The following is a 24,853-nucleotide window of genomic DNA, read 5'->3' on the forward strand; positions in this document are numbered from 1 at the left end:
GCACCGCGGCGGGCGGCGATTCAGCCGACCGGGCATGCCGCCGACGTTATGCGTGCAACGCCCTCTTCAGCGCCGCCAAGCCGCGGCCGGTGGCTTCGGCCGCGGCGGGCACCACCAGGGCGAAGTTGACGTAGCCGTGCACCATGGTGGGCTCGTTGCTTAGCTCTACGGAAACCCCTGCGGCCGTGAGCAATTCGGCGTAGCAAGCACCGTCGTCGCGCAGCGGATCATGCTCGGCGGTGCCGATGAAGGCGGGAGGCAGGCCGGACAGGTCAGCGTTTCCCGGGGCCAGTGTCGTGGGCAGCATCGTGTGATCACTGATGTCCAGCCCCGGCACATACCAGGCCAGGAACGCGTCGATGACGTCACGGTCCAGGATTGGCGCATCGGCATTTTCGGTGAAAGACGGCAGCGACAGGTCGGCCATGGTCGTCGGGTACCACAGCAGCTGGAACACCAGCGGCGGTCCGCAGACATCCCGGGCCAACTGCGCCATGACCGCCGAGATGTTGCCGCCCGCAGAGTCACCGGCCACGGCGATCCGGCTCGGGTCACCGCCCAGTTCGGCGGCGTTTTCGCCGACCCAGCGCAATGCCGCCCAGCTGTCGTCGATCCCGGCCGGGTAGGGATGTTCCGGGGCAAGCCGGTAGTCGACGGACACCACGATGGCCTGCGCGCCGACGGCGTGGGCGCGGGCGACGGGGTCGTGGGTGTCCAGACCGCCGAGCGACCAGCCGCCACCGTGGTAGTAGACAACCACGGGCAGGTTGTCGCGAACGACCGGCGGCCAGTAGACGCGGACCGGAATGTCGGTGAGCCCGTCGTAGCCAACGGTCCGTTCCTCGATCCGTAGCTCCGGCAGCAACTCCGGGGGTGTCTTCAGCTGGCGGAGCCGCGCGCGGGCGACTTCGACACCGTCGGCCGCGGTGAAGGTCACCGGAAAGGTATCGAGCAGCATCTTCAGCACGGGATCGATATCAGGCCGGGCGGCGGTCGGCTCTGTCATGGGCCTACCGTACGACCGCCAGGCCTATCCGTGTAGCACAACCCGTAGCGCCACCAGCCCACGGTTGGTGGCCTCGGTGGCGGCGGGCACCACACCGGCATAGCCAACGTAGCCGTGCACCAGCGTCTGGGCGTTGTGCACCTCGACGGGAACACCGGCGGCGGCCAGCAGCTCGCCGTACCGAATCCCGTCGTCGCGCAAAGGGTCGTAGCCGGCGACAGCGATGTAGGCCGGCGGCAGGTCGGCCAGGTTCTCCGCTCGGCCGGGCGCCATTGGCGCTGGCGGGTTGTGCAAGTCGATTTCGCCTGCGTACCAACGGGAGAACGCGGCAATTGCCTTGACGTCGAGGATCGGTGCGTCGGCATTCTCGGCCAACGACGGCAGCGATTGGTCCCACAGAGTGGAGGGATACCACAACAGCTGAAACACAATGGGCGGGCCGCCCATATCGCGGGCTCGCTGCGCGATCACCGCGGCGATGGTGCCGCCGGCGGAATCTCCGGCGACGGCGATGCGGCCGAGGTCAGCACCGACCTGGCGGCCATGCTCGGCGACCCACCGCGTTGCGGCCCAAGCATCTTCGATGGCAGCGGGGTAGGGGTGCTCAGGCGCCAGCCGGTAGTCGACGGACACGACAATCGCGTCAGCGCCGACGGCGTGCTGGCGGCAGGTGCCATCGTGCGTGTCGAGGTCGCCCATGACGAATCCGCCGCCATGGAAATACAGCACAACGGGCGCCTCGGCTTGATCGGGACACGTTGGCGGCCAATAGATCCGGGTCCCGATCGGCCCCGCCGGTCCATCGATCGCAAGGTCAACGACCCGCAGCTCGGGGTGCACCGGCTGGCGCGGTAGATCGCGCAACCGCTGGCGCACGGCCTCGATCCCATCGTCGATCGATAGCCGAAACGGAACCGCATCCAGTACCTTCAGCAGGATGGGGTCGATCGCGGGTTTCTCGTCGGCGGTGTTGTCCAAACTGGGCATACCGGTACCGTACGCACCTCGCTTGCTGGCCGGCGGCTGGGTGGTCGCCGGCTGGGCGGGCCTCGCCTACGGCGTGTACTTGACCGTGATCGCATTGCGCTTGCCACCGGGCAGCGAGTTGACCGGGCACGCGATGTTGCAGCCCGCGTTCAAGGCATCGATGGCGGTGCTGCTGGCCGCGGCCGCGGTTGCCCATCCCATCGGCCGCGAGCGGCGGTGGTTGGTACCGGCGCTGCTGTTGTCGGCCACCGGCGACTGGTTGTTGGCGATCCCCTGGTGGACGTGGGCGTTCGTGTTCGGCTTGGGGGCATTCCTGTTGGCGCACTTGTGCTTCATTGGTGCCCTGCTGCCACTGGCGCGGCAGGCGGCTCCATCGCGTGGCCGGGTCGCTGCCGTGGTGGCGATGTGCGTTGCGTCCGCGGGGCTGCTGGTGTGGTTCTGGCCGCACCTGGGGAAGGACAACCTGACCATCCCGGTCACGGTATACATCGTCGCGCTGTCGGCGATGGTGTGCACCGCGTTGCTGGCACGGCTGCCGACGATTTGGACCGCGGTCGGGGCGGTGTGTTTTGCCGCGTCGGACTCGATGATCGGCATTGGCCGGTTCATCCTCGGCAACGAGGCGTTGGCGGTGCCGATCTGGTGGTCCTACGCCGCAGCCGAGATCTTGATTACGGCCGGGTTCTTCTTCGGCCGCGAGGTTCCTGATAACGCCGCAGCACCTACGGATAGCTAGCGGACCGGTTGTCTAGCAGCGGATCTCGCGGTCAAGCCCGCACGCCCGTCGAAGTAGAGCCGATCGCGCGGGTGCTGCCGATGTTGTCGGTGCCGCACCTGGACCGCGACTTCGACTACTTGGTGCCCGCCGAACACTCCGACGATGCCCAGCCGGGGGTGCGGGTACGGGTGCGGTTTCACGGTCGGCTGGTCGACGGGTTTGTCCTAGAGCGCCGCAGCGACAGCGATCACCACGGCAAGCTGGGCTGGCTGGATCGTGTGGTGTCGCCCGAACCGGTGCTCACCACGGAGATCCGCCGGTTGGTCGATGCGGTGGCGGCGCGCTACGCCGGGACCCGCCAGGACGTATTGCGGCTCGCAGTGCCCGCCCGGCACGCACGGGTGGAGCGGGAAATCACCACGGCCCCGGGTCGGCCGGTGGTAGCGCCGGTCGACCCGTCGGGTTGGGCGGCCTACGGTCGCGGTCGGCAATTCCTGGCCGCGCTGGCCGACTCGCGCGCTGCGCGGGCCGTTTGGCAGGCGCTACCGGGCGAGCTGTGGGCGGACCGATTCGCCGAGGCTGCCGCGCAGACCGTACGTGCCGGGCGCACGGTACTGGCGATCGTGCCCGATCAGCGGGATCTGGACACCCTGTGGCAGGCCGCGACGGCCCTCGTCGATGAGCACAGTGTGGTAGCACTGTCGGCCGGCCTGGGCCCGGAGGCACGCTATCGGCGCTGGCTGGCCGCGTTGCGGGGCAGCGCGCGGCTGGTGATTGGCACCCGCAGCGCGGTGTTCGCGCCGTTGAGCGAGCTGGGCCTGGTCATGGTCTGGGCCGACGCCGACGACTCCCTGGCTGAGCCGCGGGCACCCTATCCGCACGCCCGTGAGGTGGCGATGCTGCGGGCGCATCAGGCGCGGTGCGCAGCGCTGATCGGCGGCTACGCCCGCACGGCCGAGGCCCACGCGCTGGTGCGTAGCGGCTGGGCGCACGACGTGGTTGCACCCCGGCCGGAGGTGCGTGCACGCTCTCCTCGCGTGGTTGCCCTCGACGACAGCGGATACGACGACGCGCGAGACCCGGCCGCCCGCACCGCACGGCTACCGTCCATCGCGCTGCGCGCCGCGCGCTCAGCGCTGCAGTCCGGGGCGCCGGTGCTGGTGCAGGTGCCGCGGCGCGGGTACATCCCCTCGCTGGCCTGCGGGCGCTGCCGGGCGATCGCTCGTTGCCGGTCGTGCACGGGTCCGCTATCGCTGCAAGGCGCCGGCTCGCCCGGTGCGGTATGTCGCTGGTGTGGACGGGTGGACCCGACACTGCGATGCGTGCGCTGTGGGTCGGACGTGGTGCGTGCCGTGGTGGTGGGGGCCCGGCGCACTGCCGAAGAGCTCGGCCGGGCATTCCCGGGTACGGCGGTGATTACGTCGGCCGGCGACACCCTGGTGCCCCAGCTCGACGCCGGCCCAGCCCTGGTGGTCGCCACTCCAGGAGCCGAACCCCGGGCGCCCGGCGGGTATGGGGCGGCGCTGCTGCTGGATAGCTGGGCGCTGCTGGGCCGTCAAGACTTGCGCGCGGCCGAGGACGCGCTGTGGCGCTGGATGACGGCGGCCGCCCTGGTTCGGCCGCGCGGGGCGGGCGGTGTGGTGACCGTGGTCGCCGAATCGTCCATTCCGACAGTGCAATCGCTGATCCGGTGGGATCCGGTCGGTCACGCGGAGGCCGAACTGGCAGCCCGAACCGAAGTCGGCCTGCCGCCAAGTGTGCACATCGCTGCTCTTGACGGCCCTGCCGGCACCGTGACGGCATTGCTGGAGGCGGCTCGGCTGCCCGACCCGGATCGCCTCCAAGCCGATCTGCTGGGCCCGGTGGACCTGCCACCCGGCGTCCGTCGCCCGGCGGGCATCCCCGCCGATGCGCCGGTCATCAGGATGTTGCTGCGGGTGTGCCGCGAGCAGGGCCTGGAGTTGGCGGCGAGTCTGCGGCGCGGCATCGGTGTGCTCAGTGCGCGGCAAACCCGGCAAACCCGTAGCCTGGTTCGGGTACAGATTGACCCGCTGCATATCGGGTAAACGGAGTAACCGCTAGCTCAACACTTCCGGGCGGTGAAGATAAGGTATTCCCACTGCATCACGCCGTCGCAGAGGTATTCGCGACAAAGTTCGGTGATTTCGGCGTCGAGTGTGGCGACGCACTCGGGGCTGTCGGCGATGGAGCGGTAGGCGTTGATCGCCGGGCCGTAGAAATTCTTGAAATAGTCGCGACATTCGTCCGGGCAACCGAACCGGTCCACTGTCAGCGATCCTCGCCGGGTACGGATGTCGGACACATGGTCGCGAAACAGGCCACTCACGTAATCCTCGCTTCCCCACCACACCTCGTGCGGCGCTCCCGCCGGCAGCGTCGGCCGGTACGGTCTGATGGTGGACAGCAATTTGCCGTAGAAACCCTCGGGGGTCCAGTTCAGGGTGCTGATCTTGCCGCCGCGCCGGCAGACCCGGGCCAGTTCGTCGGCGGTGCGCTGATGACGCGGGGCGAACATCACCCCGATGGTCGAGAGCACCGCATCGAATTCGCCGGCGCTAAACGGGAGGGCTTCTGCGTTGGCTTCCCGCCAGCCGAGCTCCAGTCCGGCTGCCGCAGCACGCGCCTGGGCGCGGCGCAGCAGCTCGAGCGTCAGGTCGCTGGCAGTGACGTGGGCACCTGCCATGGCTGCCGGGATCGATACGTTGCCCGAGCCCGCGGCCACGTCAAGCACGCGATCGCCGCGGCGAATACCGCTGGTGGAGACTAGGATTGGGCCAAGCGGGGCCAACAGCTCCTCGGCGATGGCGGCGTAGTCGCCCAATGCCCACATTTGCCGATGCGTGGTCGCCGGCGCCTGGCGCTCGCTGGTGGGTGTGTAGACAGTCATCGGAACTCCTGCGAGACGTCGGGTGAGGCTGGTACCGAATTGTGTCAGCAGACAACAGTATACGTTCTAAATAATCAATGTCGACGATGGTCAGATGCTAGACTTTCCTGACTTACCCGCACGGTGTACGACGAAGTTGACGCCGGGGACGGCCCCGGGAAAGGGGTAATGATGCCAACGGAATATCCGGCGACAGCCGAGGAATCCGTGGACGTGATCACCGATGCATTGCTGACGGCGTCCCGGTTGCTGGTAGCCATCTCGGCCCATTCAATCGCTCAGGTCGATGAAAACATCACCATCCCGCAGTTCCGGACCCTGGTGATTTTGTCTAATCACGGTCCGATTAACCTGGCTACGCTGGCGACGTTGCTGGGTGTGCAACCGTCGGCCACCGGCCGCATGGTCGACCGGTTGGTCGGCGCCGAACTGATCGACCGGTTACCGCACCCCACCTCTCGACGGGAGCTGCTGGCGGCGCTGACCAAGCGTGGACGAGATGTCGTCCGTCAGGTCACCGAGCACCGGCGCACCGAGATCGCCCGCATCGTGGAACAGATGGCACCGGCGGAACGCCATGGGCTGGTGCGTGCCCTGACGGCGTTCACCGAGGCGGGCGGTGAGCCCGACGCACGCTACGAAATCGAGTAGCTAGCGGCCGAGCCCGTGTCGGGCCGTCCGTTACGTGCTGGGACGACCCGACACAGGCCGGATTGCCCGCCTCAGCGCTTTTCGGCGGTGAGCAGCAGGTACTCCCATTCCATGACACCGTCCGACAGGTATTGCGCTGCGAGTTCGACAAGCTGGCGGTCGAGCTCGGCGGCCAGCACCGCGTTGTCACCGATGTGCGCGTAGGCCTCGATCGTCGGGCCATAGTTGTTCTTGAAGTAGTCGTGGACGGCCTGGGCGGTGTCGAACCGCTTCACTTCCAACAAGCCACGGGCCGTCTTGAGGTCAGTGACTCCATCGCCCAGCAGACCAGTGACATAGGCCTCACGTCCCCACAACGCCGACGGCGGCAGATCCGCCGACACGCTGGGCCGGTATGGCCTAATGGTTGCCAGCATCCGGCCGAAGAATCCCTCGCACGTCCAGCTGATCACACCGATCGTCCCGCCAGGCCGGCAGACGCGGACCAGCTCGTCGGCCGCGGCCTGATGATCCGGTGCGAACATCACGCCGATCGCTGAGATCACCGTGTCGAACTCGTCGTCGGCAAACGGCAGGGCTTGCGCGTTGGCTTCCTGGTATTGCAGGGTCAGCCCCTGTTGGGCGGCCCTGGCCTGGGACCGCTGCAGCAGCTCGGGCGTCAGGTCGGTGGAAATGACCGTGGCACCCGTCTTGGCTGCGGGCAGCGAAATATTGCCAGAGCCAGCGGCGACGTCGAGCACCCGAACACCCGGCCCGATGCCCGCGGCGGCAACCAGGATCGGGCCGAGTGGCGCCATCACCTCTTCTGCCATCAGGGCGTAGTCACCCAGGGCCCACATCGCCCGGTGTGTGGCCGCAAGCGTTTGGTCCTCGCGAGCAGGTGTGTCGATAGTCATCAGGTCTCCTGAGAAGTAAGTGATGTGGCTGCGAACTTCGACATCGTTGTCGCGGGCACGGCGGGAGCCTGGGCAGTAGCGTGCCTTGCGTACCCACCGGATACAGTATGCATCAGAAATAGTGTATTCCTCTAACTATCGCGCGTGTCGGAATTGTGGCCCACGCCACGTCGGCGGCGCTTCTTAGACTGGGCGCGTGCGCCTTGTCTTTGCCGGCACCCCCGAACCCGCGCTGGCCTCGCTGCGCAGGCTCATCGAATCGCCCAGTCACGACGTGATCGCCGTGTTGACCCGTCCGGATGCCGCCTCCGGCCGGCGGGGCAAGCCGCAGCCGTCACCGGTGGCCCGTGAGGCGGCAGAGCGCGGCATTCCGGTGCTGCGGCCATCGCGACCGAACTCGGCAGAGTTCGTCGCCGAACTGTCGGATCTGGCGCCAGAGTGCTGCGCCGTGGTTGCCTACGGAGCCCTGCTCGGCGGTCCCTTGCTGGCCGTGCCGCCGCATGGCTGGGTCAACCTGCACTTCTCGCTGCTGCCGGCCTGGCGTGGCGCGGCGCCGGTGCAGGCCGCCATCGCCGCGGGAGACACGATCACCGGAGCCACGACGTTCCAGATTGAGCCAAGCCTGGACTCGGGACCGATATACGGTGTCGTCACCGAGGTGATCCAGCCGACCGACACCGCGGGCGATCTACTTAAGCGACTGGCGGTATCGGGGGCAGCGCTGCTATCGACCACGCTGGATGGCATCGCCGATCAGCGGCTGACGCCGCGGCCGCAACCGGCAGACGGGGTCAGCGTGGCGCCGAAAATCACCGTAGCGAATGCCCGGGTGCGATGGGACTTGCCGGCGGCGGTCGTGGAGCGGCGGATCCGCGCCGTCACTCCCAACCCCGGCGCCTGGACGCTCATCGGTGACTTACGGGTCAAACTTGGACCGGTGCACCTCGACGCCGCTCACCGGCCATCGAAGCCCTTGCCGCCCGGTGGAATCCACGTGGAACGCACGAGCGTGTGGATCGGCACCGGCTCGGAACCGGTGCGGCTGGGCCAGATTCAGCCGCCCGGCAAGAAACTCATGAACGCGGCCGACTGGGCGCGGGGCGCACGGCTGGACCTGGCCGCACGGGCAACATGACCCCTAGATCGCGTGGGCCGCGCCGCCGGCCGCTGGACCCGGCGCGTCGTGCGGCCTTCGAGACGCTGCGGGCGGTTAGTGCGCGCGACGCCTACGCGAACCTGGTGTTGCCCGCGCTGCTGGCCCAACGCGGTATCGGCGGTCGCGACGCCGCGTTCGCCACCGAGCTGACATACGGCACCTGCCGAGCCCGCGGCCTGCTCGACGCGGTCATCGGTGCGGCCGCCGAGCGTTCGCCGCAGGCGATCGATCCGGTGCTGCTAGACCTGTTGCGGCTCGGCACCTACCAATTGCTGCGCACGCGGGTCGACGCACACGCCGCAGTGTCGACCACCGTCGAGCAGGCCGGAATCGAATTCGATTCGGCGCGAGCAGGTTTCGTCAACGGTGTACTACGAACGATCGCCGGCCGAGACGAGCGGTCCTGGGTTGGCGAACTCGCTCCTGATGCGCAGAACGATCCGATCGGGCATGCCGCGTTCGTGCATGCGCATCCCCGATGGATCGCCCAGGCCTTTGCTGACGCGTTGGGCGCGGCGGTCGGGGAGCTCGAGGCAGTTTTGGCCAGCGACGACGAACGGCCAGCGGTGCACCTGGCGGCACGCCCCGGGGTGCTGACCGCCGGCGAACTGGCCCGCGCGGTGCGCGGAACCGTCGGTCGGTATTCGCCGTTTGCGGTGTATCTGCCGCGCGGTGACCCGGGGCGACTGGCGCCGGTGCGCGACGGCCAAGCGCTGGTCCAGGACGAGGGCAGCCAGTTAGTCGCCCGAGCATTGACCCTGGCGCCAGTCGACGGCGATACCGGACGGTGGCTGGACCTGTGTGCCGGACCGGGCGGCAAGACCGCGCTGTTGGCCGGGCTGGGTTTGCAGTGCGCAGCCCGGGTGACCGCGGTGGAACCCTCGCCACACCGCGCGGACCTGGTAGCACAGAACACCCGCGGGCTGCCGGTTGAGCTCTTGCGTGTCGACGGGCGGCACACCGACCTCGACCCGGGTTTCGACCGGGTGCTGGTGGATGCGCCCTGCACCGGGCTGGGCGCGTTACGCCGTCGGCCGGAGGCCCGTTGGCGTCGTCAGCCGGCGGACGTAGCGGCACTGGCCAAGCTACAACGCGAGTTGTTGAGCGCCGCCATCGCGCTGACTCGGCCCGGCGGTGTCGTGCTCTATGCCACATGCTCGCCGCACCTGGCCGAGACTGTGGGTGCTGTCGCCGACGCGCTACGCCGACATCCGGTTCACGCGCTCGATACCCGCCCACTGTTCGAGCCGGTGCTCGCGGGGCTGGGGGAGGGGCCCCACGTTCAGCTGTGGCCGCACCGGCACGGTACCGACGCCATGTTCGCCGCGGCGTTGCGCCGCCTGACGTGAGGTTCGCCGCAGCGGCTCAGTAATGTGTTCGCTCATGGCCGGTAGCACGGGGGGACCGCTGATAGCGCCGTCGATCCTAGCCGCTGATTTCGCCAGACTCGCGGACGAAGCGGCCGCGGTCAACGGCGCCGACTGGTTGCATGTAGACGTGATGGACGGTCACTTCGTGCCAAACCTGACCATCGGCCTGCCGGTGGTGGAGAGCCTGCTGGCGGTCACCGACATCCCGATGGATTGCCATCTAATGATCGACAACCCGGACCGGTGGGCTCCGCCGTATGCCGAGGCGGGCGCCTACAACGTCACCTTCCACGCGGAGGCCACCGACAACCCGGTCGGCGTGGCCCGCGATATCCGGGCCGCGGGGGCCAAAGCCGGGATCAGCGTGAAGCCGGGGACCCCGCTGGAGCCATACCTGGACATCCTGCCCCATTTCGACACCCTGCTCGTCATGTCGGTAGAGCCTGGCTTCGGTGGCCAGCGGTTCATTCCCGAGGTGCTGAGCAAGGTGCGTGCGGTGCGCAAGATGGTCGACGCGGGCGAGCTGACGATCCTGGTCGAGATCGACGGCGGCATCAACGACGACACGATTGAGCAGGCTGCCGAGGCCGGCGTCGACTGCTTTGTCGCCGGATCGGCGGTGTACGGCGCCGATGACCCGGCCGCGGCGGTTGCGGCACTACGGCGACAGGCCGGTGCCGCCTCACTCCACCTGAGCCTATGAACGTGGAGCAGGTCAAGAGCATCGACGAGGCTATGGGTCTCGCCATCGAGCACTCCTACCAGGTCAAAGGCACGACTTATCCAAACCCCCCAGTGGGGGCCGTCATTGTGGATCCCAACGGTCGGATCGTCGGCGCCGGCGGCACCGAGCCGGCCGGTGGCGATCATGCCGAGGTGGTGGCGCTGCGCCGGGCCGGCGGATTGGCTACCGGCGCCATCGTGGTGGTCACCATGGAACCCTGTAACCACTACGGCAAGACTCCGCCATGCGTGAACGCTCTGATCGAAGCCAGGGTGGGGACGGTGGTCTACGCCGTCGCCGACCCGAACGGGATCGCTGGGGGTGGCGCGGGCCGGCTGTCAGCAGCGGGCCTACAGGTGCGGTCCGGGGTGTTGGCTGAACAGGTGGCGGCCGGACCGCTGCGGGAGTGGCTCCACAAGCAACGCACCGGTCTGCCGCATGTCACCTGGAAGTACGCCACCAGCATCGACGGCCGCAGCGCCGCCGCCGACGGCTCCAGCCAGTGGATCTCCAGCGAGGCCGCACGCCTGGATCTGCATCGCCGCCGCGCCATCGCCGACGCGATCTTGGTCGGCACCGGCACCGTCCTCGCCGACGACCCGGCCCTGACCGCGCGGCTGGCCGACGGCTCGCTGGCGCCGCAGCAGCCGCTGCGCGTGGTGGTGGGCAAGCGCGACATACCGCCGGAAGCACGGGTCCTCAACGACGAGGCACGCACCATGATGATCCGCACCCACGAACCTATGGAGGTGCTCAGGGCGTTGTCGGATCGCACCGACGTGCTGCTGGAAGGAGGTCCCACCCTCGCCGGCGCCTTCCTACGAGCGGGTGCGATCAACCGGATCCTGGCCTACGTCGCACCGATCCTGTTGGGCGGTCCGGTTACCGCGGTCGATGACGTCGGGGTGTCCAACATCACCAACGCGTTGCGTTGGCAGTTCGACAGCGTCGAAAAGGTCGGACCGGATCTGTTGCTGAGCTTGGTGGCTCGTTAGAGCGGCTCCACTTGGGGCGCCAGGGTCGGTTGCTCCTGGACTTCCGGTTCATCGGCATGTTCCTTGCGGCCGCTGATCAACAGACCTAGCACCGCGCCGAACACGCACACGATCGCGGTGATGGTGAATATCTCGCCGTACATCAGCGCGAACGCCTGCTGGTACCGGGCTCCAATTGCGGCCGCGCGCTCGAGCAGGCTGGCGTTGGGCGGGATGGCCGCCGACAACCCCGCCAGGATCTGGTTGAACCGGTACAACCCCCAGGCGCTCAGCGCGGCCACGCCGATCAACATGCCGGTCATCCGGGCGACCACCACCGCCGCCGAAGCGATGCCGTGCTGGGCCGACGGGACAACCCGTAGGGTGGCCGACGATAGCGGCCCGATCACCAGCCCCAACCCTAAACCAGCCACCACCAGGTCGGTGTGCATCGCCGGCACGGTGAACAATCCGAGGATGTTGTGCCGATCGGCCAACAGGTCCACCGGCCAGTGGGAAATAAGCCAGTAACCGTACGCCGCAATAAGCAGTCCGGCAAAGGCCACCGCACGGTCACCGGCCCTGGTGGCGATCCACCCGCCCGTCACTGCCCCGATCGGTAGGGCGATAAGGAACCACAGCAGCATTCCGGCCGCCTGAGCCTGGTCCATCTGCAGCACGCCCTGGCCGAACAGCTCGACATCAACCAGCGTCACCATCAGCGCCGCGCCGGCGGCGACGGAGGCACCCAGCGCGGACAGGAACGGCCGGAAGTGCACACCGGCCGGGTCGATCAGCCGGGTGCGAGCGAAACGTTCCCAACCGAAGAACGCCACCGCGGCAACGAGAGCGCCGACCAGCAACGGAGCCCCGTAGTCCGGCAGTACGTGTTTGCCGTCGGGATTGGGGTTGTACAGCCCGATGACGGCGAGGCCCAACGCGAGTGCCAGCAGCAGACCACCGACCAGGTCGACTCGCTCGGGCTCCGTGCTGCGGTCGTGTGAGGGCAGGCTGAAGTGGATCATTACCATGGCGATCGCGGTCAACGGGACGTTGATCCAGAACACGTCACGCCAGTCGTGCAATAGCCAAACGATGAAGATTCCGTACAACGGGCCCAGAACGCTGCCGAGCTCCTGCGCGGCGCCGATACCGCCGAGCACGCCGGCGCGGTTGCGCTGCGACCACAAATCGGCGCCCAGCGCCAGCGTGATCGGCAATAGCGCGCCGCTGGCAACACCCTGGATCGTGCGGCCCGCGATCAGCATGTGGAAATCGCCAAAATGCCCGGCCAGCGCGGTCACTACCGAGCCGATGATGAACCCGGCCAGGCTGACCTGCAGCATCAGCTTGCGCCCGAATCGGTCGGAAGCCCGGCCCAGCAACGGCATGGCGGCGATGTAGCCCAGGAGGTACATCGTGACGATCCAGGTGATCCGGTGGAGTTGGTTGATCGGTATACCAACGCTGTTCATGATGTCGCGCATGATGGTGACCACGACATAGGTGTCCAGGGCGCCCAGCAGTACTGCCAGGCTGCCCGCGCTAATCGCGACTCGACGTCCTGCTCGCATGCTGATCAGCTCACCGGGGGCTTCGTGACCTGGACCTTCTCGCCCCATTTCGACAAGGTCATCTGGACGGAATTGCCCGAGCCGCGGTCCAACTGGGCCTGTGCCAGTTGATGATCGCCGGTCTCCTGAATCCAGACGGTCGCCGGCACCGGCTGCGTCGCGTTGAACGGCGGCGCTATCTGGTTCACCGCCTGTGCCGATACCTTCCCGCTGATGCGGATGGTGTTCTGGCCGTTGATGGTATCCCGCCCTTCGGCTTTTGCGTCGGCGAAATTCGCCAGCACGTTGGCCAGGCCGGTATCCGGATTCAGCACCTGGGCGGGGTCGTAGATGTCGGCGGCGGGACCGAAATCGCTCCACTGGTTGGGCGTCAGGGTGGCGTACAGGATCCCGTCGAACACCACGAAGTCGGCATCGATATCAGACCCACCCAGCGTGAGCTTGACGTTTCCCGTCGCGGCGGTGGGGTTGGTGGTGAGATCGCCGCTCAGCGTCTTCAGAGACAGTCCCGGGATCTTGCCGTTGACCGTCAGCACCATGTGCGCGCTCTTGAGAGCCTTGGTCTGCGCGGTGGCCTCCTCGACCAGCGGCTTCGCGTCCGGAAGTGGTCCGCCGCTTGGCTTCGAGCCCGACGAGCAGCCGGCAACGACAGTGGCGGCGATGCTAACGGCGGCGAGGACGGCGATGCGACGGCAGTGGCGTCTGGGGGTCCGCATACCCTGCATCGTAGAGGGTGTCTGTGAGTTGGCCGGTCGGCGAGTGGGGTGCGGGTCCGCGGGATTGCTGCCTAACCTGGTGCGATGTTCACCGGAATTGTTGAGGAACGCGGAGAAGTGACCGGGCGTGAGGCCCTGGTCGATGCGGCGCGGCTGACCATCCGCGGTCCGATGGTTACCGCCGACGCCGGCCACGGCGACTCGATCGCTGTCAACGGCGTGTGTCTGACGGTCGTCGATGTATTGCCCGACGGCCAATTCACCGCCGACGTGATGGCCGAGACACTGAACCGGTCCAACCTGGGTGAGCTACGGCCCGGCAGCCGGGTGAACCTGGAACGCGCCGCGGCGCTGGGCAGCCGGCTCGGCGGGCACATCGTGCAGGGACATGTGGACGCCACCGGTGAAATCGTGGCTCGTTGTCCCTCCGAGCACTGGGAAGTGGTGCGCATCGAGATGCCGGCTTCGGTGGCTCGCTATGTCGTCGAAAAGGGCTCGATCACCGTCGACGGGATTTCTCTGACGGTCTCCGGGCTCGGCGCCGAACAGCGGGACTGGTTTGAGGTCTCGCTGATCCCGACGACCCGGGAGCTGACCACGCTGGGGTCCGCTGCGGTGGGAACCCGGGTGAACCTCGAAGTCGACGTAGTCGCAAAGTATGTTGAGCGGTTAATGCGGAGCGCCGGCTGACATCGCTCGCCGAGGGAGGGAGCCCCATGTCTTGCATTCCGGACGAGATCGATACGCCCGACGTGCTGATCGACCGCGACATCCTTGACCGCAACATCGGGCGAATGAGTTCCGCCGTCGCCGCGAAAGGGATCGCCCTGCGTCCCCACGTGAAGACGCACAAGCTGCCTGAGATCGCCCATATGCAACTCCGCGCGGGCGCGCGGCCTGACGGTGGCCACCATCGGGGAAGTCGAGGTATTCGTCGACCACGGCGCCGACGACGTATTCATCACCTACCCATTGTGGATCGGCACACGCCAAGCCGACCGGCTCCGTCAGCTGGCTGACCGCGCTCGCATCGCTGTCGGTGCGGGCACCGCCGAGGGCGCTTCGAACACCGGCGCACGGCTCGCAGACGCCGCTGGCGCGATCGATGTTCTCATCGAAATCGACAGTGGCCATCACCGCAGCGGCGTCCGTGCCGAACAAGTGTTGGAGGTCGCCCACGCCGTCGGTGAGGCTGGGCTTCACCTGGTGGGGGTGTTCACCTTCCCCGGTCACAGTTATGCGCCAGGTAAACCCGGTGAAGCCGGCGAGCAAGAGCGGCGCGCTCTCAACGACGCGGCGAACGCGCTGGTCGCGGTGGGCTTCCCGATCAGCTGCCGCAGCGGTGGGTCCACTCCCACCGCATTGCTCACCGCCGCGGACGGGGCCTCCGAGACGTCCCGGCGTCTATGTGCTCGGTGACGCCCAGCAACTGGAACTCGGGCGCTGCGCGCCGGCGGACATCGCGCTGACCGTTGCCGCCACCGTAGTGAGCCGCCAGGACTGCAGGTCCGGCTTGCGCCGAATTGTCCTTGACTGCGGTAGCAAGATTCTCGGCAGCGATCGTCCGGCCTGGGCGACTGGGTTCGGCCGTCTGATCGACCACGCCGATGCGCGCATCGCGGCGCTGTCGGAGCATCACGCCACCGTTGTCTGGCCCGACGACGCCCCGCTCCCGCCGGTGGGAACACGTCTGCGGGTGATTCCCAACCACGTGTGCCTGACCACCAACCTCGTAGATGATGTCGCCGTGGTGCGCGACGCAACCCTGATTGATCGCTGGAAAGTCGCCGCCCGCGGTAAGAACCATTGATCCTGTCGCACTTGGTCACGGCAATACCGCCTGGCTCAATGGTTCATACTGAATGGAACACGTGGGCTTCGCGTGCGGCCAGGCCTGACAGCTAGGTAGCAAAGATGACGAGGTTGGACTCCGTCGAGCGGGCGGTTGCCGACATTGCGGCGGGTAAGGCCGTCATCGTCATCGACGACGAAGACCGGGAGAACGAGGGTGACCTGATCTTCGCCGCCGAGAAGGCAACGCCGGAGATGGTGGCCTTCATGGTCCGCTACACTTCCGGATACCTGTGCGTTCCGCTGGACGGTGCCATCTGCGACCGGCTGGGCCTGTTGCCCATGTACGCGGTGAACCAGGACAAGCACGGGACGGCATACACCGTCACAGTCGATGCACGGAATGGCATTGGAACTGGCATTTCGGCGTCCGATCGGGCTACCACCATGCGGTTGCTGGCCGATCCGACCAGTGTGGCCGACGATTTCACCCGCCCCGGTCACGTGGTCCCCTTGCGGGCCAAGGATGGTGGGGTTCTGCGCCGGCCCGGCCACACCGAGGCCGCCGTGGACCTGGCCCGGATGGCCGGGCTGCAACCCGCGGGGGCGATTTGCGAGATCGTCAGCCAAAAAGATGAGGGCTCGATGGCGCACACCGATGAATTGCGGGTGTTCGCCGATGAGCACGGTCTGGCGCTGATCACCATTGCTGACTTGATCGAATGGCGGCGCAAGCACGAGAAGCACATTGAGCGGGTCGCCGAGGCGCGGATTCCGACTCGTCATGGGGAGTTTCGCGCCATCGGCTACACCAGCATCTACGAGGACGTGGAACATGTCGCGCTGGTCCGCGGCGAGATCGCCGGGCCCAACGCCGACGGTGACGACGTGCTGGTCCGGGTGCATTCGGAGTGCTTGACCGGCGATGTGTTTGGGTCACGCCGCTGCGATTGCGGGCCTCAGCTGGACGCCGCGCTGGCGATGGTCGCCCGTGAGGGGCGCGGCGTGGTGCTGTACATGCGTGGCCACGAGGGCCGCGGCATCGGCCTGATGCACAAACTGCAGGCCTACCAACTGCAGGACGCCGGTGCCGACACCGTTGACGCCAATCTCAAGCTTGGACTACCTGCCGACGCAAGGGATTACGGGATCGGCGCACAGATCCTGGTCGATCTTGGGGTACGTTCGATGAGGCTGCTGACCAACAACCCGGCCAAGCGGGTGGGACTGGATGGATACGGATTGCACATCATCGAGCGCGTGCCGCTGCCGGTGCGGGCCAACGCGGAGAACATCCGTTACCTGATGACCAAGCGTGACAAATTGGGGCACGACTTGGCTGGGTTGGACGATTTTCACGAATCCGTGCATCTGCCCGGAGAATTCGGCGGTGCCTTGTGAAGGGTGGCGCCGGGGTGCCGGATCTGCCGTCGCTGGATGCGTCTGGTGTGCGGCTGGCGATTGTCGCCAGCAGCTGGCACGGAAAGATCTGCGACGCGCTGTTGGACGGCGCCCGCAAGGTGGCCGCCGGGTGTGGCCTCGATGACCCGACTGTGGTTCGGGTGCTCGGCGCGATCGAGATTCCGGTGGTGGCGCAGGAATTGGCCCGCAATCATGATGCCGTCGTCGCACTTGGCGTCGTGATCCGCGGTCAGACACCACATTTCGACTACGTGTGCGATGCGGTAACCCAGGGACTGACCCGGGTATCGCTGGATTCCTCGACGCCGATCGCCAACGGCGTGCTGACCACCAACACCGAGGAGCAGGCGCTGGATCGGGCGGGGCTACCGACGTCGGCCGAGGACAAGGGCGCCCAGGCGACTGTGGCAGCCCTGGCCACCGCGTTGACCCTGCGCGAGCTGCGCGCTCACTCGTGACCGCCGCACCGAACGACTGGGACGTCGTGTTGCGTCCTCACTGGACGCCGTTATTTGCCTACGCTGCAGCGTTTCTGATCGCGGTAGCGCACGTCGCGGGGGGCCTGCTGCTCAAGGTCGGGTCCAGTGGCGTGGTCTTCCAGACCGCTGATCAGGTGGCAATGGGTGCCCTGGGGCTGGTCCTCGCCGGGGCGGTGCTACTGTTCGCGCGGCCGCGGCTGCGGGTGGGTTCTGCCGGGCTTTCGGTGCGGAATCTGTTGGGTGACAGGATCGTTGGGTGGTCTGAAGTGATCGGTGTGTCGTTTCCCGGCGGTAGCCGGTGGGCGCGGATCGACCTGGCCGACGACGAGTACATCCCGGTGATGGCGATCCAAGCAGTGGATAAGGACCGCGCCGTGGCCGCCATGGACACGGTGCGCTCGTTGCTGGCTCGATACCGGCCTGACCTGTGCGCCCGCTGAAGCGACTTCCCGTACGATCGCGAAATGGCATGTCTTGGGCGCCCTGGCTGTAGGGGTTGGGCGGGGGCGAGCTTGGTCCTTGTGGTGGTGTTGGCCCTGGCTGCTTGCACCGAGTCGGTAGCGGGCCGCGCGATGCGTGCTACCGACCGGTCGTCCGGGCTGCCCACATCCGCCAAGCCGGCGAGGGCGCGCGACCTGCTGCTGCAGGACGGGGATCGCGCTCCGTTCGGCCAGGTAACCCAGTCTCGCGTCGGCGACAGCTACTTCACCAGCGCCGTTCCACCCGAGTGCTCGGCGGCGCTGCTGTTCAAAGGTTCCCCGCTGCGGCCTGACGGCTCGTCGGACCACGCCGAGGCGGCTTATAACGTCACCGGTCCGCTGCCGTACGCAGAGTCGGTCGATGTCTACACGAATGTCCTGAACGTCCACGATGTGGTCTGGAACGGGTTCCGCGACGTGTCCCACTGCCGTGGCGATGCCGTCGGAGTGAGCCGGGCCGGCAGATCGACGCCCATGCGACTCAGGTACTTCGCTACGCTGTCAGACGGTGTCCTGGTATGGACCATGAGCAATCCGCGCTGGACGTGTGATTACGGATTGGCTGTGGTCCCGCACGCGGTGCTGGTGTTATCGGCGTGTGGCTTCAAGCCCGGATTCCCCATGGCGGAATGGGCGTCGAAACGGCGGGCCCAACTGGACAGCCAGGTTTAACGCCAGCCCCCATGCTCTTCGCGGGCGGGTTTGAACCGGCCAAACGGGGTCAAAGTCACGGCGGCCTCGGCATACTCAAATGTGTCCCACGGCCCACCATCGGATCCCGACGACGGCCCACTGTGAACTGCGCCGCTCGTGGTGCATTACCCAGACCACGATGAGAGAATGGCGGGGAAATGGGTGAATTACGGTTGGTGGGCGGTGTGCTCCGGGTCCTTGTCGTGGTCGGTGCGGTGTTCGATGTGGCGGTGCTAAACGCCGGTGCGGCTAGTGCCGACGGCCCGGTCCAGCTGAAGAGCCGATTGGGCGATGTTTGCCTGGACGCCCCGAGTGGGAGCTGGTTCAGCCCGCTGGTGATCAACCCCTGCAATGGGACCGACTTTCAGCGCTGGAATCTCACCGATGACCGGCAGGTCGAGAGCGTGGCCTTCCCCGGGGAATGCGTGAATATCGGAAATGCTTTGTGGGCGCGCCTGCAGCCCTGTGTGAACTGGATCAGCCAGCACTGGACTGTCCAGCCCGACGGCCTGGTCAAGAGTGATCTTGATGCCTGCCTCACGGTTCTCGGCGGTCCGGATCCTGGGACCTGGGTGTCCACCCGCTGGTGCGACCCCAATGCACCCGACCAACAGTGGGATAGCGTGCCGTAACCGGCCTGCCCGGCGAACCCCCGCCTTTCTGGGCGCCGTCGAAGCGACCACTAGCCTAGATACGTGCCAGATCCCGCAACGTATCGCCCCGCGCCCGGGTCCATCCCGGTCGAGCCGGGCGTGTACCGATTCCGGGACCAGCATGGGCGAGTCATCTACGTCGGCAAGGCCAAGAGCCTGCGTAGCCGGCTGACGTCCTATTTTGCCGACGTGGCCAGCCTAGCGCCGCGGACCCGGCAGCTGGTGACCACCGCGGCCAAGGTCGAATGGACGGTCGTGGGGACCGAGGTTGAGGCACTGCAGCTGGAATACACCTGGATCAAGGAGTTCGATCCGCGATTCAACGTCCGCTACCGTGACGACAAGTCCTACCCTGTGCTGGCGGTCACCCTGGGCGAGGAATTTCCCCGGTTGATGGTCTATCGCGGTCCGCGGCGCAAGGGTGTGCGCTATTTCGGGCCGTACTCGCACGCGTGGGCAATCCGGGAAACGCTGGATCTGCTCACCCGGGTGTTTCCGGCGCGAACTTGCTCGGCGGGGGTGTTTAAGCGGCACAGGCAGATCGATCGTCCATGCCTGCTCGGCTACATCGACAAATGTTCCGCGCCGTGTATTGGCAGGGTCGATGCGGCCCAGCACCGCCAGATCGTGGCAGACTTCTGCGACTTTCTGTCCGGCAAGACCGACCGGTTCGCCCGCGCCTTGGAACAGCAAATGAACGCCGCGGCCGAGCAACTGGACTTCGAACGAGCGGCGCGGCTTCGCGACGACCTGTCCGCAGTGAAGCGTGCCATGGAAAAGCAGGCCGTGGTGCTCGGGGACGGCACCGACGCCGACGTGGTGGCATTCGCCGACGACGAACTCGAGGCGGCGGTGCAAGTGTTCCACGTGCGCGGCGGACGGGTCCGCGGCCAGCGTGGCTGGATTGTCGAAAAGCCAGGAGAGCCAGGAGATTCCGGAATCCAGTTGGTCGAGCAATTCCTGACACAGTTCTACGGCGACCAGGCGGCGTTGGACGACGCCGCCGACGAATCCGCCAACCCGGTTCCCCGCGAGGTGCTGGTGCCCTGTTTGCCGTCCAACGCCGAGGAGCTGGCCAGCTGGCTGTCCGGCCTGCGCGGCTCAAGGGTCGTGCTGCGGGTGCCGCGCCGCGGGGACAAGCGGGCACTGGCCGAAACGGTGCACCGAAACGCAGAAGATGCACTGCAACAACACAAGCTGAAGCGGGCCAGCGATTTCAACGCCAGATCCGCTGCGCTGCAGAGCATTCAGGACTCGTTGGGCCTGGCAGACGCACCCTTGCGGATCGAGTGTGTCGACGTCAGCCATGTGCAGGGCACCGACGTGGTCGGGTCACTGGTGGTGTTCGAAGACGGCCTGCCGCGCAAGTCGGACTACCGCCACTTCGGGATCCGGGAAGCCGCAGGCCAGGGGCGCTCCGACGACGTGGCCTGTATTGCCGAGGTGACCCGGCGCCGCTTCCTGCGGCACCTGCGCGATCAGAGCGATCCGGATCTTCTTTCTCCGGAAAGGAAGTCGCGTAGATTCGCCTATCCGCCCAATCTGTACGTCGTCGACGGCGGCGCGCCGCAAGTCAACGCGGCCAGTGCGGTAATCGACGAACTCGGTGTTACCGACGTCGCGGTGATCGGCCTGGCCAAGCGGCTGGAAGAGGTATGGGTGCCGTCGGAGCCGGACCCGATTATCATGCCGCGCAACAGTGAGGGACTCTATCTGCTGCAGCGAGTGCGAGACGAGGCACACCGGTTCGCTATCACCTACCATCGCAGCAAGCGGTCGACGCGGATGACTGCCTCAGCGCTGGACTCGGTGCCGGGATTGGGGGAGCATCGCCGCAAAGCGCTGGTCACCCATTTCGGATCGATCGCTCGCCTCAAGGAGGCCACCGTCGACGAAATCACCGCTGTTCCCGGTATCGGCGTGGCCACGGCCACGGCCGTCCACGACGCACTGCGACCTGACTCATCGGGGGCCGCGCGATGATGAACCATGCTAGGGGCGTCGAGAATCGTTCGGAAGGCGGCGGTATCGACGTCGTCTTGGTAACCGGGCTGTCCGGGGCCGGGCGCGGCACGGCGGCTAAAGTGCTGGAAGACCTGGGCTGGTATGTGGCCGACAATCTGCCGCCCCAGCTGATTACCCGCATGGTGGACTTCGGGCTGGCCGCCGGATCACGGATCACCCAGCTGGCGGTGGTAATGGATGTGCGATCGCGCGGATTCACCGGCGACCTCGATTCGGTCCGCAACGAGCTGGCCACGCGTGCCATCACCCCGCGTGTGGTGTTCATGGAGGCGTCCGATGACACGTTGGTGCGCCGCTACGAACAGAATCGCCGCAGTCATCCGCTGCAGGGTGAGCAGACTCTGGCCGAGGGCATTGCCGCAGAGCGCAGGATGCTAGCACCGGTTCGCGCCACCGCCGACCTGATCATCGACACGTCGACACTGTCGGTGGGGGGCTTAAGGGATAGCATCGAGCGTGCCTTCGGCGGTGATGGCGGCGCGACCACCAGTGTCACCGTTGAATCCTTCGGGTTCAAGTACGGCCTGCCGATGGACGCCGACATGGTCATGGACGTGCGGTTCCTGCCGAACCCGCACTGGGTGGACGAGTTGCGGCCACTGACCGGCCAACATCCGGCCGTGCGCGACTATGTGCTGCACCGGCCGGGCGCGGCTGAGTTCCTCGAGTCCTACCATCGGTTGCTATCCCTGGTTGTCGACGGCTACCGCCGAGAGGGGAAGCGCTATATGACAATCGCCATCGGCTGTACCGGTGGTAAGCATCGCAGCGTCGCGATCGCTGAAGCACTGATGGGACTTCTGCGCTCCGATCAGCAACTGTCGGTGCGGGCGCTGCACCGGGATCTGGGTCGCGAATGACCGATGGCATCGTCGCGCTGGGCGGCGGACACGGCTTGTATGCGACGCTGTCTGCGGCCCGCCGGTTGACACCCTACGTTACCGCCGTGGTGACCGTCGCCGATGACGGTGGCTCGTCGGGCCGGCTGCGCAGCGAGCTCGATGTGGTGCCGCCGGGCGATCTGCGAATGGCCTTGGCGGCGTTGGCATCCGATAGCCCGCACGGACGCCTGTGGGCAACTATTCTGCAGCACAGATTCGGCGGCAGTGGTGCGCTGGCCGGACATCCGATCGGCAATCTGATGCTAGCGGGCCTGTCCGAGGTGCTGGCCGATCCGGTCGCGGCTCTTGACGAACTCGGGCGCATCCTCGGGGTGAAAGGCAGGGTGCTGCCGATGTGCCCGGTCGCGCTTCAGATCGAGGCCGATGTCTCCGGTCTGGAGGCCGACCCGCGCATGTTCCGCCTGATCCGTGGCCAGGTGGCGATCGCGACCACGCCCGGAAAGGTGCGCCGGGTGCGGCTGCTGCCGACTGACCCGCCGGCGACCCGGCAGGCTGTCGACGCCATCATGGCTGCCGATCTGGTGGTCCTGGGGCCCGGGTCGTGGTTCACCAGCGTGATACCCCATGTGCTGGTGCCGGGTCTGGCCGCAGCGCTGCGAGCAACGTCGGCCCGCCGTGCCCTGGTGCTCAACCTGGTGGCTGAACCGGGAGAGACGGCCGGTTTCTCGGTGGAGCGTCATCTGCACGTGCTAGCCCAACACGCGCCCGGGTTCACCGTTCACGACATCATCATCGACGCCGAACGAGTGCCGAGCGAACGGGAGCGGGAGCAACTGCGCCGCACGGCGACGATGCTGCAGGCCGAGGTCCACTTCGCCGATGTCGCCAGACCTGGTACACCTTTACATGACCCGGGCAAGCTGGCGGCGGTCCTCGACGGGGTGTGTGCGCGCGACGTCGGCGCGTCGGAGCCTCCGGTGGCGGCCACACAGGAGATACCGATCGACGGTGGACGACCGAGGGGTGACGACGCGTGGCGATGACGACCGATGTCAAAGACGAGCTGAGCCGACTGGTGGTGAAGTCCGTCAGCGCGCGGCGCGCGGAGGTCACCTCTCTGCTGCGATTCGCCGGCGGGTTGCACATCGTGGGCGGCCGCGTGGTGGTCGAAGCCGAGCTGGACCTGGGCAGTATCGCACGGCGGCTGCGTAAGGAGATCTTCGAGCTCTACGGCTACACGGCGGTGGTGCATGTGTTGTCGGCCAGCGGGATTCGCAAGAGCACCCGCTACGTGCTGCGGGTCGCCAACGACGGCGAGGCGTTGGCACGCCAAACCGGACTGCTTGACATGCGCGGTCGTCCCGTGCGGGGTCTGCCGGCCCAGGTCGTCGGCGGCAGCATCGATGACGCTGAAGCTGCGTGGCGAGGAGCATTTTTGGCGCACGGGTCGCTGACTGAGCCGGGACGCTCCTCGGCGTTGGAGGTCAGTTGCCCGGGCCCGGAGGCCGCGCTGGCGCTGGTGGGTGCGGCACGCCGGCTTGGGGTCGGCGCCAAGGCTCGTGAGGTGCGCGGTGCCGATCGCGTGGTGGTGCGCGACGGTGAGGCGATCGGCGCACTGCTGACCCGGATGGGGGCCCAAGACACCCGGCTGGTCTGGGAGGAGCGGCGGCTGCGTCGTGAGGTGCGTGCGACGGCCAACCGGCTCGCCAATTTCGACGACGCCAATCTGCGCCGCTCGGCGCGGGCCGCGGTTGCCGCGGCCGCCCGGGTGGAGCGTGCCTTGGAGATCCTCGGCGATACGGTGCCCGAGCACTTGGCCTCGGCCGGCAAATTGCGTGTCGAGCACCGGCAGGCGTCGCTGGAGGAGCTGGGCCGGCTTGCCGATCCTCCGATGACGAAAGACGCTGTAGCCGGACGTATTCGGCGATTGTTGTCGATGGCGGATCGTAAGGCGAAGGTGGACGGCATCCCCGATACGGAGTCCGTAGTGACGCCCGATCTGCTGGAAGACGCCTAGCGGGCTGACTTACTTCGGTGCCACGCACACCAATTGGCTGCTTGCCGGGGGTATTGCTGGCCCTTCGATTTCCTCGGGCGGCTGCAGAGAGACTGACGCGGAATCGCAGCGCCCTCCGGCACCGAGGCTCTTGATCTCGGTGACGACGAATCGGCTGAACTCCCGGTTTGCAGAACGTGTTCCAGGCACAAGCGCGGTGGCTACCCGCGGTGAAGGCAGCGATTCGTCGCACGCCGACGGCGCGTACAGCAGCACGGATGGCGGCTTGCCGGGGGTCGTCACCGCCGGATAGCAGTATCCGACCCGCACCAGGTACTTCAGGCAGTAATACGCCCGATGGTTCTGGGTGATCAATTCGTAGTCGATCCGCATGCAACTCGGAGCGTTGGCATGGAATCCGTCATTGCGGATCCGGGCCTCCCGGCTATCGCAAGCAACGACCTGCGGACGAGACGGCGCCAGCTTGGAGTCGTAGGTGAACCGGTTCAGGCACATCCCCAAGTCCATGGAGAACACCAACTTCAGCGTCGCACGATCGTAGCCCCGCGGCTCGTTGTAACCCGAAGCGGAAGCGGTCTGGCACGCACTCAGCAGCAGCGTGAGAATCCCCAGCAACACTGGGAAAACGAGCTTCTCGGCTGGCGGTCGCCGGTACGACGGGAAGCTATACCGCCTCGCCGATGTTTGGGCCGAAGCTTGCACACATTGACGATAACTTGGTCGCGAGACCGCAGAAGCTGGCCTCGACGGCGCGCCGGGGACTACGGTCATA

Annotated in this window: 24 protein-coding genes and 1 pseudogene; 18 read left to right on the top strand and 7 right to left on the bottom strand. The window is 67.0% G+C overall.

The window, feature by feature from the left end; translation table 11 throughout:
* Positions 1 to 46: 46 nt before the first annotated feature.
* Both FF952_RS07455 and lipI read right to left on the bottom strand, forming a co-directional pair.
* Positions 47 to 1,006, bottom strand: a complete 960-nt coding sequence (locus FF952_RS07455; protein WP_015631299.1) for an alpha/beta hydrolase — start codon at positions 1,004 to 1,006, stop codon at positions 47 to 49.
* A 24-nt stretch (positions 1,007 to 1,030) separates the two neighbouring features.
* A complete protein-coding gene (gene lipI / locus FF952_RS07460) occupies positions 1,031 to 1,993 on the bottom strand; it encodes an esterase LipI (protein WP_003407279.1) in 963 nt (320 codons plus the stop codon).
* Between lipI and FF952_RS07465 the strand changes: the two genes are divergently transcribed.
* Both FF952_RS07465 and FF952_RS07470 read left to right on the top strand, forming a co-directional pair.
* Positions 1,944 to 2,729 (top strand): lysoplasmalogenase, encoded by a 786-nt coding sequence (locus tag FF952_RS07465; protein WP_003898862.1) that lies wholly within the window; start codon positions 1,944 to 1,946, stop codon positions 2,727 to 2,729. The genes lipI and FF952_RS07465 overlap by 50 nt on opposite strands.
* Positions 2,730 to 2,809: 80 nt before the next feature.
* Positions 2,810 to 4,777 (top strand): primosomal protein N', encoded by a 1,968-nt coding sequence (locus tag FF952_RS07470; protein WP_003407285.1) that lies wholly within the window; start codon positions 2,810 to 2,812, stop codon positions 4,775 to 4,777.
* 17 nt (positions 4,778 to 4,794) lie between these two features.
* Here the strand turns inward: FF952_RS07470 and FF952_RS07475 are convergent, their stop codons facing one another.
* Positions 4,795 to 5,619: a class I SAM-dependent methyltransferase gene (locus FF952_RS07475; protein WP_003904617.1), complete on the bottom strand. Its 825-nt coding sequence runs from the start codon at positions 5,617 to 5,619 to the stop codon at positions 4,795 to 4,797.
* Positions 5,620 to 5,787: 168 nt separating this feature from the next.
* Here FF952_RS07475 and FF952_RS07480 point away from each other — a divergent pair, with 168 nt between their 5' ends.
* Positions 5,788 to 6,270, top strand: a complete 483-nt coding sequence (locus FF952_RS07480; RefSeq protein WP_003407295.1) for a MarR family transcriptional regulator — start codon at positions 5,788 to 5,790, stop codon at positions 6,268 to 6,270.
* Positions 6,271 to 6,341: 71 nt separating this feature from the next.
* Here FF952_RS07480 and FF952_RS07485 read toward each other — a convergent pair whose 3' ends face one another.
* Positions 6,342 to 7,166, bottom strand: coding sequence for a virulence-associated methyltransferase (locus FF952_RS07485; RefSeq protein ID WP_003903445.1), 825 nt, complete (start codon positions 7,164 to 7,166; stop codon positions 6,342 to 6,344).
* A 196-nt stretch (positions 7,167 to 7,362) separates the two neighbouring features.
* On the opposite strand from FF952_RS07485, the gene fmt reads away from it, so the two are divergent.
* From fmt to ribD, 4 genes are read left to right on the top strand one after another with little or no spacing between them, the layout of a single operon-like run.
* Positions 7,363 to 8,301, top strand: coding sequence for a methionyl-tRNA formyltransferase (gene fmt, locus FF952_RS07490; protein ID WP_003900336.1), 939 nt, complete (start codon positions 7,363 to 7,365; stop codon positions 8,299 to 8,301).
* Entirely contained in the window at positions 8,298 to 9,671 is a 1,374-nt protein-coding gene (locus tag FF952_RS07495) for an RsmB/NOP family class I SAM-dependent RNA methyltransferase (protein WP_003407303.1), read from the top strand. Before fmt ends, FF952_RS07495 begins: the two co-directional genes overlap by 4 nt.
* A gap of 22 nt (positions 9,672 to 9,693) precedes the next feature.
* Entirely contained in the window at positions 9,694 to 10,395 is a 702-nt protein-coding gene (gene rpe, locus FF952_RS07500) for a ribulose-phosphate 3-epimerase (protein WP_003904620.1), read from the top strand.
* Entirely contained in the window at positions 10,392 to 11,411 is a 1,020-nt protein-coding gene (ribD, locus tag FF952_RS07505) for a bifunctional diaminohydroxyphosphoribosylaminopyrimidine deaminase/5-amino-6-(5-phosphoribosylamino)uracil reductase RibD (protein WP_003407308.1), read from the top strand. Before rpe ends, ribD begins: the two co-directional genes overlap by 4 nt.
* On the opposite strand, the gene FF952_RS07510 is transcribed toward ribD, so the two are convergent.
* On the bottom strand, positions 11,408 to 12,964 hold the full coding sequence (locus FF952_RS07510) for an aminoglycoside/tetracycline transporter (RefSeq protein ID WP_003407310.1): 1,557 nt from the start codon (positions 12,962 to 12,964) through the stop codon (positions 11,408 to 11,410). The genes ribD and FF952_RS07510 overlap by 4 nt on opposite strands.
* 5 nt (positions 12,965 to 12,969) lie before the next feature.
* Positions 12,970 to 13,680, bottom strand: coding sequence for a lipoarabinomannan carrier protein LprG (gene lprG / locus FF952_RS07515; protein WP_003407315.1), 711 nt, complete (start codon positions 13,678 to 13,680; stop codon positions 12,970 to 12,972).
* An 84-nt stretch (positions 13,681 to 13,764) separates the two neighbouring features.
* Between lprG and FF952_RS07520 the strand changes: the two genes are divergently transcribed.
* The 11 genes and pseudogenes from FF952_RS07520 to whiA all read left to right on the top strand — a co-directional run bounded on the left by FF952_RS07520 (position 13,765) and on the right by whiA (position 24,081).
* Positions 13,765 to 14,370 carry a riboflavin synthase gene (locus tag FF952_RS07520; protein ID WP_003407318.1) on the top strand — a complete coding sequence of 202 codons (606 nt, stop codon included), beginning with the start codon at positions 13,765 to 13,767 and terminating at the stop codon, positions 14,368 to 14,370.
* A gap of 26 nt (positions 14,371 to 14,396) precedes the next feature.
* A pseudogene (locus tag FF952_RS07525) lies at positions 14,397 to 15,490 on the top strand (alanine racemase).
* Positions 15,491 to 15,594: 104 nt separating this feature from the next.
* Positions 15,595 to 16,872, top strand: coding sequence for a bifunctional 3,4-dihydroxy-2-butanone-4-phosphate synthase/GTP cyclohydrolase II (locus FF952_RS07530; RefSeq protein WP_003407334.1), 1,278 nt, complete (start codon positions 15,595 to 15,597; stop codon positions 16,870 to 16,872).
* The gene (gene ribH, locus FF952_RS07535; protein WP_003898872.1) at positions 16,869 to 17,351 is read left to right on the top strand and encodes a 6,7-dimethyl-8-ribityllumazine synthase; all 483 of its coding nucleotides are present in this window, start codon (positions 16,869 to 16,871) and stop codon (positions 17,349 to 17,351) included. The genes FF952_RS07530 and ribH overlap by 4 nt, the downstream gene beginning before the upstream one ends.
* Positions 17,348 to 17,812 (top strand): PH domain-containing protein, encoded by a 465-nt coding sequence (locus FF952_RS07540; protein WP_003407340.1) that lies wholly within the window; start codon positions 17,348 to 17,350, stop codon positions 17,810 to 17,812. The genes ribH and FF952_RS07540 overlap by 4 nt, the downstream gene beginning before the upstream one ends.
* Positions 17,813 to 17,836: 24 nt before the next feature.
* A complete protein-coding gene (locus tag FF952_RS07545) occupies positions 17,837 to 18,523 on the top strand; it encodes a hypothetical protein (protein ID WP_003407343.1) in 687 nt (228 codons plus the stop codon).
* A 179-nt stretch (positions 18,524 to 18,702) separates the two neighbouring features.
* Positions 18,703 to 19,176, top strand: a complete 474-nt coding sequence (locus FF952_RS07550) for a lectin (RefSeq protein WP_003407345.1) — start codon at positions 18,703 to 18,705, stop codon at positions 19,174 to 19,176.
* 63 nt (positions 19,177 to 19,239) lie between these two features.
* Positions 19,240 to 21,180 (top strand): excinuclease ABC subunit UvrC, encoded by a 1,941-nt coding sequence (gene uvrC / locus FF952_RS07555; RefSeq protein ID WP_244736162.1) that lies wholly within the window; start codon positions 19,240 to 19,242, stop codon positions 21,178 to 21,180.
* A complete protein-coding gene (gene rapZ / locus FF952_RS07560) occupies positions 21,177 to 22,082 on the top strand; it encodes an RNase adapter RapZ (RefSeq protein WP_003898873.1) in 906 nt (301 codons plus the stop codon). Before uvrC ends, rapZ begins: the two co-directional genes overlap by 4 nt.
* Complete coding sequence (cuvA, locus tag FF952_RS07565) at positions 22,079 to 23,107, top strand: carbon utilization/virulence protein CuvA (RefSeq protein WP_003407352.1); 1,029 nt, start codon at positions 22,079 to 22,081, stop codon at positions 23,105 to 23,107. The genes rapZ and cuvA overlap by 4 nt, the downstream gene beginning before the upstream one ends.
* Positions 23,104 to 24,081, top strand: a complete 978-nt coding sequence (gene whiA, locus FF952_RS07570; RefSeq protein WP_003901156.1) for a DNA-binding protein WhiA — start codon at positions 23,104 to 23,106, stop codon at positions 24,079 to 24,081. Before cuvA ends, whiA begins: the two co-directional genes overlap by 4 nt.
* Before the next feature lie 9 nt (positions 24,082 to 24,090).
* Here the strand turns inward: whiA and FF952_RS07575 are convergent, their stop codons facing one another.
* Positions 24,091 to 24,852, bottom strand: a complete 762-nt coding sequence (locus tag FF952_RS07575; protein WP_003407359.1) for a membrane protein — start codon at positions 24,850 to 24,852, stop codon at positions 24,091 to 24,093.
* Position 24,853 lies beyond the last annotated feature (1 nt).

The organism is Mycobacterium tuberculosis complex sp. N0072 (assembly GCF_030323725.1).
Lineage (GTDB): Bacteria > Actinomycetota > Actinomycetes > Mycobacteriales > Mycobacteriaceae > Mycobacterium > Mycobacterium tuberculosis.